Annotated in this window: 14 protein-coding genes; 10 read left to right on the forward strand and 4 right to left on the reverse strand. The window is 41.1% G+C overall.

Annotation, left to right across the window (positions count from 1 at the left end; all coding sequences use genetic code 11):
* The first annotated feature begins 215 nt into the window (after window positions 1-215).
* On the forward strand, window positions 216-515 hold the full coding sequence (locus tag EV146_RS12095; RefSeq protein ID WP_132006324.1) for a hypothetical protein: 300 nt from the start codon (window positions 216-218) through the stop codon (window positions 513-515).
* Window positions 515-1255 carry a sulfite exporter TauE/SafE family protein gene (locus tag EV146_RS12100; RefSeq protein WP_132006327.1) on the forward strand — a complete coding sequence of 247 codons (741 nt, stop codon included), beginning with the start codon at window positions 515-517 and terminating at the stop codon, window positions 1253-1255. The genes EV146_RS12095 and EV146_RS12100 overlap by 1 nt, the downstream gene beginning before the upstream one ends.
* Window positions 1256-1372: 117 nt before the next feature.
* Here the strand turns inward: EV146_RS12100 and EV146_RS12105 are convergent, their stop codons facing one another.
* Window positions 1373-1918 carry a DUF4865 family protein gene (locus tag EV146_RS12105; protein ID WP_132006330.1) on the reverse strand — a complete coding sequence of 182 codons (546 nt, stop codon included), beginning with the start codon at window positions 1916-1918 and terminating at the stop codon, window positions 1373-1375.
* A gap of 258 nt (window positions 1919-2176) precedes the next feature.
* Between EV146_RS12105 and EV146_RS12110 the strand changes: the two genes are divergently transcribed.
* Window positions 2177-4714, forward strand: coding sequence for an EAL domain-containing protein (locus tag EV146_RS12110; protein WP_132006333.1), 2538 nt, complete (start codon window positions 2177-2179; stop codon window positions 4712-4714).
* A gap of 193 nt (window positions 4715-4907) precedes the next feature.
* On the opposite strand, the gene EV146_RS12115 is transcribed toward EV146_RS12110, so the two are convergent.
* Window positions 4908-5306, reverse strand: a complete 399-nt coding sequence (locus EV146_RS12115) for a GNAT family N-acetyltransferase (protein ID WP_132006336.1) — start codon at window positions 5304-5306, stop codon at window positions 4908-4910.
* A 215-nt stretch (window positions 5307-5521) separates the two neighbouring features.
* Between EV146_RS12115 and EV146_RS12120 the strand changes: the two genes are divergently transcribed.
* The gene (locus EV146_RS12120) at window positions 5522-6169 is read left to right on the forward strand and encodes a pentapeptide repeat-containing protein (RefSeq protein ID WP_132006339.1); all 648 of its coding nucleotides are present in this window, start codon (window positions 5522-5524) and stop codon (window positions 6167-6169) included.
* A gap of 429 nt (window positions 6170-6598) precedes the next feature.
* Here EV146_RS12120 and EV146_RS12125 read toward each other — a convergent pair whose 3' ends face one another.
* Window positions 6599-6817: a hypothetical protein gene (locus EV146_RS12125; RefSeq protein ID WP_132006342.1), complete on the reverse strand. Its 219-nt coding sequence runs from the start codon at window positions 6815-6817 to the stop codon at window positions 6599-6601.
* A gap of 282 nt (window positions 6818-7099) precedes the next feature.
* Here EV146_RS12125 and EV146_RS12130 point away from each other — a divergent pair, with 282 nt between their 5' ends.
* The 4 genes from EV146_RS12130 to EV146_RS12145 all read left to right on the forward strand — a co-directional run bounded on the left by EV146_RS12130 (window position 7100) and on the right by EV146_RS12145 (window position 10176).
* Complete coding sequence (locus tag EV146_RS12130; RefSeq protein WP_132006345.1) at window positions 7100-7663, forward strand: TetR/AcrR family transcriptional regulator; 564 nt, start codon at window positions 7100-7102, stop codon at window positions 7661-7663.
* Window positions 7664-7714: 51 nt separating this feature from the next.
* A complete protein-coding gene (locus tag EV146_RS12135) occupies window positions 7715-9157 on the forward strand; it encodes a DHA2 family efflux MFS transporter permease subunit (protein ID WP_241993910.1) in 1443 nt (480 codons plus the stop codon).
* Window positions 9158-9439: 282 nt separating this feature from the next.
* Window positions 9440-9760 carry a hypothetical protein gene (locus tag EV146_RS12140; protein WP_132006351.1) on the forward strand — a complete coding sequence of 107 codons (321 nt, stop codon included), beginning with the start codon at window positions 9440-9442 and terminating at the stop codon, window positions 9758-9760.
* Window positions 9761-9837: 77 nt separating this feature from the next.
* Entirely contained in the window at window positions 9838-10176 is a 339-nt protein-coding gene (locus EV146_RS12145; protein WP_121612298.1) for a hypothetical protein, read from the forward strand.
* 187 nt (window positions 10177-10363) lie between these two features.
* On the opposite strand, the gene EV146_RS12150 is transcribed toward EV146_RS12145, so the two are convergent.
* Window positions 10364-11149, reverse strand: a complete 786-nt coding sequence (locus EV146_RS12150) for an arylamine N-acetyltransferase family protein (RefSeq protein ID WP_132006354.1) — start codon at window positions 11147-11149, stop codon at window positions 10364-10366.
* A 191-nt stretch (window positions 11150-11340) separates the two neighbouring features.
* Here EV146_RS12150 and EV146_RS12155 point away from each other — a divergent pair, with 191 nt between their 5' ends.
* Together EV146_RS12155 and EV146_RS12160 are read left to right on the forward strand one after the other, a co-directional pair.
* Window positions 11341-11616: a DUF1450 domain-containing protein gene (locus EV146_RS12155; RefSeq protein WP_132006357.1), complete on the forward strand. Its 276-nt coding sequence runs from the start codon at window positions 11341-11343 to the stop codon at window positions 11614-11616.
* Between the two features lie 322 nt (window positions 11617-11938).
* Complete coding sequence (locus tag EV146_RS12160) at window positions 11939-12235, forward strand: DUF3817 domain-containing protein (RefSeq protein WP_121612301.1); 297 nt, start codon at window positions 11939-11941, stop codon at window positions 12233-12235.
* Window positions 12236-12677: the final 442 nt, after the last annotated feature.

The raw sequence follows: 12677 nt of genomic DNA on the forward strand, positions 1-12677 counted from the left end.
ATGGGATTGTTGTTTGTTTTTTTTTAGAGGGCAGGACAAATGTGAAGTAAAAGAGATCAAAAATCACACACCGTATAGGTTCCGTGACCGCTCATGAATATCCCTGCCTGGAGCAGATAAGCGGACGGAATTGCACGCAGCTTTATTAAAAGAAATGAATTCTTTTGTTATACTAGGGTGTACACAAATATTAAGCAAAAAGAAGGGTTTTTCGGATGGGAAAAAATGATTCAATTAATCATTCCAGTGCTGTCGTTCTGTTGGAAAAAGGGCTGGCAGGCAGTGAAGAATGGATACCGCCATTTAAGGATTTCCGATTTAAAGTAAGGGACTTGATCATTAATACAACCTACATATCAGTACGAAAAGGGAGCTTGACACCTTACAAATTTGCTTCAAACTGTGCAATAAAATGCCGCAGTGAAATACTGGCAGGGAGCCAGTCCCCATGCCTATATGATGGACACAGTCTTTTCCAAAAAGGATTGTCTTTCCCCGAAGGGTTTGGTGCGTAATGAGTATTATGATCACCATGCTGTTCCTGGGGCTGATTTTGGGTTTTATTGGAGCAGGCGGCTCAGGTTTCATCATTGCGCTCCTTGTAACGATATTTAATGTGCCGATTCATACAGCACTCGGAACAGCCGTCGCTGTTATGGCTCTTAGCGTCCTGTCGGGAAGCTGGAGCCATTTCCGCGAAGGGAATGTCAAGGTTAAGCAAGGATTGATTGTTGGCTGTTTAGGCGGAATTGGTGCTTATTTTGGGACGCAGCTGACAAAGTTTATGGACCCTCATCTTTTACTATTCTTTACAGCAGGGGCCTTAACGTTATCGGGGCTTCTGCTTTGGGCCAGAACTAGACTCCATCTGGAAGCAGGGGACGAGGCTGCACAGCCAAAATCGCTGACCTATCTGGCTGTGGGGGTAGGGAACGGGTTCATATCTGGAGTGTGCGGGATTGGGGCTGCACCCTTTATCCAGTTATCCTTGATTAAATGGCTTCACTTTCCGCTGCGGATGGCAGTAGGGACCACCATGCTGGTGATTCTTCCCATTGCATTGTCTGCCTCTTTTGGTTTTGTTCAAAATGGTTACCTTGAAGGGGAGCTGTTTTTAAAAGTGGCAGCAGGGACCATCGTTGGAACCTACCTTGGAGCAAAATTAACCAGGATATTACCGAGGGCTGTACTCCGCTTTGGAATGGTCATGACACCGGTCACCAGCGCAATTTTGCTATTCATTAATTTGCTTTAAAAGCAAAGAGCAGTTTAACCCAGGACATTGCAAAAGGTTCATTTTCAAAGGGATTAGATGGAATGTGAAAAAACGTGTGAGAACACGTTTTTTTCTTTCCCCCTGTTATCCTTCTACCTAAAATTGAGATGATATATAGAGGATCTGATAGATTGCCCCACTTGTTACTTTTAAGTTGTTAATATCTTTCAAAAAGCAGAAAATATCGTATTTCCATTGATCCGGATTATAAGTGACCAGGAATTCTGCACCATGAATGGGCGGAATTGATTTTTGTATATGTTCTTTTAAGGTATTTAGACTTCCTTGGGGCATTATTGCTCCCCTAAGATGATATAGATATGTGTTTTCCAATATGTTAGGAGAGGTTGTGTCAAACAGCGGAATTCCCACGTTTACTTGCTGCCATCCAAAAGAGTTTAGGATATTGTCATAATAACCTTCAAATAAAAACTTGTTCAGCCCGTTGCTGTCCTTCCACAGATAAAGCGGCGAATAGCTATTTTGTAAGTTGTTGTGGAGTCCTTTTTCTGTTATCAAATACAGCTTGAATTTCAAGCCGGGAAAACCGTCCGTTTTATGCCCATTTTTCCTTACTCTTTCTTTGATTATATTCATGTCGTAATCACTAGGAAGTGTAATCTTATATTGGGTTGCAAGCATTGGTTTTTTCCTCCATATCAATAGTTGGAAAAGGGGATGTTGGGATTACTTAAATCTTAAAATCTGTAAGAGTGACAGTCAAACAGTAGACTCTAAGTTTCATGAAACTTTTATTTAGTAAAAATGGTACGATTTTATTACATATTCCCAGGTTCGTCCAAAAATATTATTCAGTTCTTAAAAACCCTGTAATAATCTTTGCTTATTGGCCGATATAAGCAATAAGTAAATAAATGATGAAGCAGGTTGATTTACATAATGGAAAGCAATCAATTGAAAAATCTAAAAATAATTATGGATGTCATTCCGGATATCGTAATCGTTAAGGATGCGAATGGCCGCTGGATGGAAGCGACGAAGCGTGCAGTTGAAGTTTATGGCCTTGAGGAACGATATAGAGGAAAATCAGATACAGACCTTGGGGAGATTTATCCTCATCTTGCTGATCATTTTTCTTTCTATCCTGCTTTTGACCATAAAGCCTGGGAGGCGGGGGCACCGATCGTTCATGAGGAAAACATCCTCGTTGATGGTGAATTCCATACGATGGAAGTGAAACAAATTCCCAAGTATGATTCAAATGGCCGGCCCGAAAGCTTAGTAGTGATCTGCCGTGATATCACGGAACGAATAAAGAGCCAGCAAAGGTACCGCTCATTATTTTCCTCAAATCCAGAAGCTGTCTTTTCCCTGGATGAACATGGTGTATTTCTAAATATCAATAATGAAGGGGAACGAATCAGCGGTTTTAACAGGGAGGAGCTGCTTGGAAAAGATTTTTACCCTTTAATCCATCCGGACGATATGGATCGGGTGGTCTCTTCCTTTAATAAAGTTAAACAAGGCAGGACCGTCCGTCTTGAGTTTAAAATAAACCATAAAAATGGCGAGATCCGGAATATAAATCTGACCACCATACCGGCTATCCTGTATGGGGAAGTCATCGGGATTGATGGAATTGCTGTTGATGTAACTGAAAAAAGGCGCAATGAAGCTTTGCAGGAAATGCAGACCAGAATCCTTTCAAGGATTGCTGCCGGTGATTCGTTAGATATAGTCCTGCCAGAACTGATTAAATCCGTAGAAAACCTTACACGGGACGGTATTTGTTCGATTTTATTTTATGAGAAAGAACATAATCATCTAAGATTTGGATATGGAAGCAAACTGGAAATTGACTATCGTGAAAAAATAGATAAATTTCCTGTAGCACAATTTGCTGGTTCTTGCGGCCACTCTGCCTATACAAAGGAATTAACGATTGTGCCGGATATCAGCACTCATCCAAATTGGGCGGACTGGAAAGAGGAAGCCCTGCGGTATGGTTTGCGCTCCTGCTGGTCCATTCCCATCCTGTCAATGGATCGCTCCTTATTAGGGACTTTTGCGGTCTATTATTCAAGATGCCGGACACCTGATCTTTTTGAAATTGAAATGCTGAGGGTAATAAGTTATATAACTGGTCTTGCCATTGAACGGTTTCACCAGGAAAAGGAAGTCCAATTCCTTGTTAATCATGATGTCCTCACAGGACTTCCCAATCTTCGTTACTTAAAACAAGTATTTGAGGATGCAATTAAGGAAACAAAGACACTGGCTGTCATGTTCCTGGATCTGGACGGCTTTAAGTCAATCAATGACAGTTTTGGTCATTCAATGGGAGATACGTTCCTGAAGGAAATATCGCAACGAATTACCTCAGCTATCGGAGAGCATGTTGTGGCGAGGATGGGCGGTGATGAATTCATCTTTCTTGTGAAGGATTATTGTGACAAAAATGCCGTTCTTGATCTGGCGAAAAACCTCCTGGATGCCATCAGCCAGCCAGTTTTAATTTTGAACAGCGAATTTAACGTAACGGGCAGCATTGGCATAAGTCTGTACCCTGAGCATGGGTGTACTCTGGATGAATTAATGAAAAAGGCTGATATTGCCATGTACAGTTCGAAAGGCCTTGGGGGAAACTCCGTCCAAATCATTGAAAATCCAATGAATGAAAAGGCATATACCCAGTTTTCCATGCAGTCGGATTTTAAGAAAGCAATAAAAAGGAAGGAATTCCTGCTCCATTACCAGCCAAAAATCAATATTCAATCTGGAGATGTGACGGGGGTGGAAGCGTTGGTCCGCTGGCAGCATCCTGAGAGAGGGCTGATCCATCCAGGAGAGTTCATGCAGCTCGCGGAAGAAAGCGGCTTTATTTCCGTTCTGGGAGCATGGGTGCTGCGGGAAGCTCTTTCCCAAATGAAGGACTGGCGTAAAAGGGGTTATCAACTGCATTTACGGATGGCTGTTAACGTTTCAGTCCGTCAATTCATTCAGCAGGATATTGTTTTGCTTGTTAAGGAATTATTGAAGGAAATGGACCTTCCTCCTCATTGCCTGGAACTTGAAATTACAGAAAGTGTATTAATGAGGCACGAGCACCTTATCCAGGATTCAGTTGAAAAGCTCAGGGGAATCGGGGTTGAAGTATCCATTGATGATTTTGGAACTGGTTATGCTTCATTCACTTATCTTAAGAAGTTTAATGCCAATACGATAAAGATTGATCGCTCGTTCATTCATTCGTTGCCGCACAGCCAGGATGATGTTGCAATTGTTTCAGCGGTGATTGCACTTGCAAAAGAGCTGAATATGAGGGTCATTGCTGAGGGAGTTGAAACGCAGGATCAATTGGAATTTCTAGTAAGGAAAGGCTGTAATGAGGTGCAAGGCTTTTATTTCAGCCCGCCTCTGCCACTCCTTGAATTGGAAGGATACCTGAATAATAGGAAAGACATTCGTACACGATGAGATGCCTTCGTTATGACATTGAATGTTATGATCGAACAATGTGAAGGGCACCGAATGGACGGTGCTCTTTTTTTCACTGTTGCGAATTGGTGGAGCTGCATAATTGATCGCCTGGGCACCAGGAAGAGACAGAAAGCCGGTTATCAGTGCATAAAAAAGCCTATCCTTCCTAGATAGGCTTTTTATCAACCTCTTAATGAATATGGGTAGAGATATGCCTCTGGCTGGTTTTATCCAAATAGCGTATTAAGCCATAGTGGCTTGCACATTCCGCCGTATGTTCATTGGTGGTAAGAAGTTTATTTGGATAAAGGTCCATCAGCTCTTTAATCATCGATTTGGCAATCCCCTGTTTCCGAAAAGATGGTAAAACGGAAATATGCTGTAATTCAAGAACATATTCGTCTACTAGCAAAACCCCGATAACCCCTATGATTCTCTGATCCTCTTTCCATAAATAGAGTTTTCTGGATGGATCGGTTTCATAAAAACAAATGGTTCCCTGCAAATGCCTTAGATTTCTTTCACTGGGCATGTATGACAGCAAACCCATGGCCACTTTTTTATATGCATTCTTATAGCGAATGAGCATATAGGTATCCCCCGCTTCTCATGGTGAAAATAAAAAATATTACTCTATTTTTCCCTTTTGACAGGAACGTTAAACGTGTCATTTGGTTTATGTTTGCCAAGAGGGATATTTTTGGCACAAATAAACTAGAAAATAAAGACTTATAAACAAAATGATTATTAGGTAGAGTGTACTTCATGAAGTAATCAGGAAATTTAAGAAATAAGAGGTGTATCATGGCTCAAAAAGTAAAAATAGAACTTCCAAAAATACCTTCAGATTTAAAAACGGTTCATTTTCAGGATATCTATTATGAAGAAGATCCCCAGCTCATCAACTGCATGGTGACCGGTTCGCAGGCGGACAATGAAGTCATCGATCGAGCAGTTCTTTCCAAGGTTATTTTTAAAAATGTTACCTTTATAAATGCCGCTTTTCACAGTATTGATATGACGGATGTTATCTTTGAGAATTGCAATTTTTCCAACGGCGTGCTGTCTGGAGGCAATATCCACAGAACACTTTTTAAAAATTGCAAATTACTAGGGCTGGATTTTACTGAAGCTAATCTGGGGAATGTAACGTTTGAAGACTGTGATGTGAATTTAAGTGACTTTGCGGAAGCAAGACTAAAACAAGTCAGCTTTAATCATTCTTCGTTGAGGAGCGCCAATCTTTATCATTGCAAACTCAGCAAAGTTCTTTTTAATTCTTGTGATTTAAACGATGTTATTTTGACCGAAACTCCACTAAAAGGCATTGATATAAGCACCTGTTCGTTTGAGGAGATTCACGTATCAGCGGAAATCCTGGCGGGCTGTGAGGTTTCACCAAGCCAGGCAATTGGTTTTTCAAGGATGCTCGGACTGAAGGTTAAAGAGTGAAGAATGAACAGGTTGCCTGAATCCACAAAGGAGTTTGCAAGATTGTAAAATTCATGCCCAGATAAAAAGGAGTTCTTTTTAGGAGAATCATTCTTTCAGTTTGTCGGCAAAAGGAGCCAGTGTTTGGCAGACTTTAGAAAAGCTTGCATTAATTCAGGTTGTCTGAAGTTTTTAAGGGACGCATACGCGTCCCTTTTATCTTCTTCCGACAAATCTTTTGTATAGGATATACCCCACAGCAATTAAAACCAAAATCATTATAATTTTCATTAAGCTGCTACCTCCATCTCTTTCTGATATGAAGATTATTCCCTCAAACTAGAAAAGGAAACAAAGGATTTGAGAGCTCGCAATTTTTATAGGGAGGGACAGACATTCACATAAAAATCGCCATGCAGCTGTTCTGCATGACAATTTTGCGCCCTGACTCTATCTTTTTTTCTTTTTTGTATTATCTGCAGCGGCCTTGCTTTTACTAACTGGATCCATTGTCATTTGGACATGTATGGTTTTTTCATCGATATTTGTTACACTGGTAACTTTTCCTTTGCGTCCTTTGATCGTTAATGCTTCTCCTTCAGCAGGGACAGTTTTTCGAAGCTGATTTAATAATACATTTTTATTCTCGATAAAATGCACAATATACATATGATCTCACCTTTTTCATCAGGTATAGGTCCACATAATGTCATTGATCTTCTTCAACTAAATATATGGGATTGCGGAAGGAGTTTAGACCAACCGCAAAAAAAAAAACGGACCGGTGGGTTTTGAACCTGAGGTAATGGGGGCTGAACAACACGCATTGTAAACGAAGAAGTCAAAATATTTTCTTTTTGTATTGATGAAGTAAACAACATTGACACAGAGGTTAGATAATTAGTAAGATTACTTAGACCGATTGCTATAATTATGAAGGGTAGAGAGTGTATGAAGAAAGGAAGGACCAGGGAGATCATTTTGGAAACAGCGACAAGCTTGTTTCAATGCCAGGGCTACCATGGAACAGGTTTAAGCCAGATCATTGAAAAAAGCGGTGCGCCAAAGGGGTCTATATACCATTATTTTCCTAATGGGAAAGAGGAAATGGCCCTTGAAGCCATTAATTTAATGAGAAAAAACGTGATGCAAAAGGCTGAAGCTGATTTAGCTGAGAAGGATAATGCTGTGGAGGCGTTTCAGCATCATATGAACAATATTGCCGCTTTATTTGATTCAAAGGAGAACACTGGGCTGCCAATCGGCCTGATTGCTTCAGAAATTGCGACGACGAATCCGAAGCTGCTGGAAGCATGTAAATCAGCTTTTACAGGCTGGCAATCCCTTTATGCCGACCGGCTTGAAGGTTTTGGATACACAAAGGAGAAAGCAGCGGAATTAAGCATTACAATCAACGCAATGATTGAAGGTGGCTGTATTTTATCGATTACCAATCAAAACGGGCAGCCGCTGCGTTGTATTGCAAAGCAGATGGAATCGCTGCTTGTCCAATAAAAAAGAAGGTTTTTGCAGGAGGAGAAAAATAGAATGCAGATGGATGCAGATATGAAAGTGGGAATGGATACAGACCGTGAAGAGATAAAAACTGCCCCCGTGATTATATCTTTCGTTGTGGCAGGTTTTATCGGTTTGTTTAGTGAAACGGCCTTGAATATGGCGTTAAATAATTTGATCATAAGCTTTGGGATTCATGAAACAACAGCTCAGTGGCTGACAACAGGCTATTTGCTGACGCTGGGAATATTAGTGCCAGTATCCGGCCTGATCCTCCAGTGGTTTACAACCAGGCATTTATTTATAACAGCACTGATCTTTTCAATAATAGGGACCTTTATAGCGGCCATTGCACCATCATTCTCAGTGTTGATGGTTGCCCGCGTTGTCCAGGCAGTTGGTACAGGTTTGCTGCTGCCGTTAATGTTTAACACGATTTTAATGATTGTTCCGCCACAGAACCGCGGAAAAATGATGGGAATCATTGGTCTCGTCATCATGTTTGCCCCGGCGGTAGGACCGACATTGTCCGGCCTGATTTTAAAAAATTTATCATGGCACTGGATTTTTTGGATTTCCCTGCCAGTTCTAGTGTTCGCACTGGTTTTTGGCATTTATTTTATGCAGGATGTCACGAAGCCAACCAAACCTAAAATTGATCTTGTGTCCATTCTTTTATCTACCCTGGGTTTTGGCGGAGTCGTTTTTGGATTCAGCTCTGCCGGAGAAGGTGGAGGCTGGGGAAGCCCGACTGTTATTATTACTTTGGCTGTGGGGCTGATTTCTTTAATCTTATTCGCTCTTCGTCAGCTGAAGATGAAACAGCCTGTACTGAACTTGCGGGCATTCCAATACCCAATGTTCACGCTCGGTCTGGTAATGGTCGTTCTATGCATGATGATTATTCTGTCCTCCATGATTTTGCTGCCATTGTATTTACAGACATCCCTGGCACTCAGCACATTTGCTGCAGGGCTATTGCTTCTGCCAGGAGGGATTATCAACGGACTTCTTTCGCCTGTGATGGGCAGCCTTTTTGATCGATTTGGCCCTAAATGGCTCGTAATTCCTGGAATTATCGTTGTTACTGCAGCCATGTTCGGTTTTTCTACCATTACTGTAGACACTAGCTCGGCTTTCATAATTGGACTGCATATTATCACGATGGTGGGGGTATCGATGGTTATGATGCCGGCACAAACTAATGGCCTGAATCAGCTGCCCCGTGAACTGTATCCGGATGGAACGGCCATTATGAACACCTTGCAGCAGGTCGCAGGGGCGATCGGCACGGCTGTTGCCATCTCCATCCTGTCTTCAGGAGTAGAAAGTTATATGAACAGTGTAGATGATCTGACGAATCCAATGAATCAGCTGCTGGCATTTACGGCAGGTGTACAGAAGGCCTTTGTATTTGCCATCATCATCGCTGCTGTTGGATTAGTCTTCTCCTTCTTTATCAAGAGGGTAAACGTGGATCAGCCAGAAGCTTAAGCAGCATAACTGACAATTAAAGCCTTACTTCGTCTAACTAACGAGGTAAGGTTTTTTTGTACTTCAGTTCCCTTCCGAATGCAGCCAAAGAAAACGCCGGGACCCTCAATCTTTTGTTAAAAACATCTTTTGAAAGAGGAAGAAATCCTTTGACAATAGGGCACCCGCTACGAACTGATTGCTAAAAAGGGCCTCAGTCCAACAGGAAAAAGGGCTCTTGTCCACACCAAAAGAGGGATTTCGAATAAAGTAGAGTATCAGGTGAAAGGAGGGGAACAATCAATGGCTAGAGTTTGGAGAAACCGAAATCTGTTTGGTGGCAATGGGCGCAACGAAGCGAACAATGATACACGCAATGACGTGAATGTTGATGCTGAGTTGGATGCACGCCTGGATAACGAAGCTGAAGCAGACAATGAAACAGATGTAAATGTAAAAGATAAAAATACAAACATCGCTAAAGCTCGCGTTTCAAACAGTGGTAACTCAAGAGTTAACCTAGATATTAATGTTGACAGCGAATCACTTGCAAGGGTACGCTCAAGGGCTGAATCTGACCAGGATCAGGATCAGGAACAGAACCAGGATCAAGAAATAGACTAATCATTTCTTATATTTGGGATACTAGGCTTCAGTAAGGGCTAGTATCCCTGTCTATTATGGAGTCAGGAGGGGCATTCATGGAAAAACAACAGGCGGAAAATAACCTGAAAATCGAAAAACAGACAGAAAATAGCCTGCAAGCCCAAACGATGATTGGGCACAGCGGAAACTCTGATGTCGATATTAAGGTAAATATAGAGATTGAGACAAAAGCGATTGCGTATGGCATGTTATGCAGCTTGTATGCTAAAGGAGATTTAACAGAGCAGCAGCTTGAAAAAGCAATTAGCAAGCTTGATAAATTAATAGAAAAAGACAGGGAGAACAAGAAAAAAATTGAATATACAACCTCGCAAAGCCAACCGAAATTATATAGCGCGCCAAAACAGACTAAAAGAAGAAATTGGATTATTTAGTCTTTTTCTTCTTTACATATGATTTCATAGGTTCAGCAATAGCCTGCTTAGGGACAAACCCTAAGAAGGAGTTTTGCAACTGTCTGTTGGATGAGTTAAGGTGAGGAATACATAATATTGGGAGCACACAGGCACGGCAGCCTGTGTGTTAAAGCAGTGATATTATTGCAACGATGAAATCTATTTACTAATTTATGTTAATACCAAAATGCTCCTGAACCAGCTTATTGAAATCTCTATGGGTAACAGGCAGTTTTTGAACCTTCCCATCCTTCCATTCAGTCAAGGATGATTCTGTTAATGTAATATTTCCGGTGTCTGTGAGCCGGGTCAAAAGTGGTCCCTTGTTGAATGCTGAAGCTTCATGCTCCATAATGATTTGCTGAATCTTTGCTAATTCACCTTGGTCGGCAACGCTTTGCCTGGAATCAAAAGCATAGCCAGTCCGCCAGTCCTTATCTTTATGCTTAAGTTTCATTTCAAAAACATAATCGCCATATTCAGTAGATACTCTCCTCACGCGAAATTGGCCGTTGGAAGAAGTGACAATACCTTCGTTTAAAGGTACCGGTATTAATGGCAGGTTCCCTCCAAATCCGGTATCAACCAAATAGGTTTGTCCGCTGTTCTGGATCAGGATGGCTACATGTGTTTTTCCTGTAGGATTCCAGCGCTGGCGGCTGCCATCATAAATAATCCCTCTGATCAAGGAAGCATCCCAGTTATTTTCAATTAAGAAGTAATAAAGGAGTGGGTTGAGCTCATAGCAAAGCCCGCCCTCATACTTTTCCAGAATTTTATTTGTTAGATTTTCTTTGCTAGGTTCAATTGCTGTGTTATTCAGAACGCATATATTCTCAAAAGGAATTTCTTTTGCTGTCTTTTCCAATACATCATCAAGCTTGTCAAAAGATAACGCTTCATGCTCTGGAAAGCCAATCCGTTTACGGAAAAGTGAATTCAATATGGTCATCGATTTTACCTCCAGTTCACATCTAATTCATTATAACAAGAATAAACCAGCACTATACACTGATAAAATTTTATATGATAATAGTAATATTAATCCTGTCATTTAAGACTACCGGTGGAATATTTAAATCGGAATCCTCTTAAAAGAGGGAAAACACCAACACAGAGCAAGAAGGGCAGTGAGCACTGTTCATGAAGTTGTTTACGAAAATTTTTTCAAAACCGAAAACGATAAAAGTGGACTTTTGTGAAAAAAATCTGGACAGATTCCTTTCCGAGGAACATGCTACAGACTATCATTCATTTCTAAGTAATAAAAATGTTCACTACAAGGAATACAGCTGTCAAAGCAAATGCAAGGAATGCCAGCAGTCTCCCTACGCCATTGTTAATGGAGAGTTTATGGCAGCCGAAAGTTCCCGTGAGCTGTTGGAAAAACTAAAGGAGCACCAAGAAACGAAAAGCTAACTCTGTCTCAAGACAAGGTTTTCAGCACTTTCCTTGACCCATACCGGGATTGGAAAGTGCTTTTTTTGGACATGGGTCATTATTAGTAAAGTGGAGGACAGATTGTTCCTGTTACCGGGCAGGCGGATTCTCCCGGTAATCGGAGCGGGAAGGGGTAAATGCCATCCATTTTTGCTGCCTGCTGAGTAACGAGCATGTTAAAACTTCATTAACTTTCCATCATACATGTCTATAATGACAGAAATTTGGTATAATTCTTAAAGATATGAGAAACAGATCCACTACATGGAATAAAAATAACACCTTAGTTAGGAGTGATGGAATGCTGAAATCGACCATTGGGCAATTCCGCCTTATGGGATTTATAGAAGGAACCTCCCTGCTTGTCCTTCTATTCATCGCTATGCCTTTAAAATACCTGGCTGGCCTTCCCGAAGCAGTTAAAGTAGTAGGAAGCGTACATGGATTTTGTTTCATACTTTATCTCTTCGTGATTGCTTATACGACTTTTAAAATCAGATGGTCGCTGAAGTGGATGGTAAGTTCTGTGCTTGTAGCATTTATCCCTTTTGGCAACATCGTCCTGGACAGGTTCTTAAAAACACAGTTTGATACCTGAAGAAACATTCGGCTTTCTTGCCTAACATGGATCATTCATCTCTTTCATGCTTGTTATAAGGGATTCGGGGGCAGTTTTTTGAGTGCCGCCGGATCCTTTCTTTTATGTAAAGATAACCTGTAAGCTATCCTGAAGGTAGGATCTCCACAGAGAGAATTTGCTTATTTCCAGATCAGAGAAGCTTCGATATATCTATGAAACTCGTTAAAGGCATTGAGAACCGGATTTTCATAGGGTTAAAATTTGTTTATTCGTTTTAGCTCATTTGATTTTTGGGTGTTCCTGTCTCCAGTCTGTCCACCAATTGCATAGAAGTGTTCTGGAGCCCAGGGCCCATCATTATAACAGTTAAGTAACAGAAATTTGTTGTTTATTAGTATGGCTGAAAAAATAGAGGTTCCCGGATTCTTAAATATGAACGTACTTTACAGATACTTATAGA

The sequence above is a fragment of the Mesobacillus foraminis genome (assembly GCF_004340465.1).
Taxonomy (GTDB): domain Bacteria; phylum Bacillota; class Bacilli; order Bacillales; family Cytobacillaceae; genus Mesobacillus_B; species Mesobacillus_B foraminis.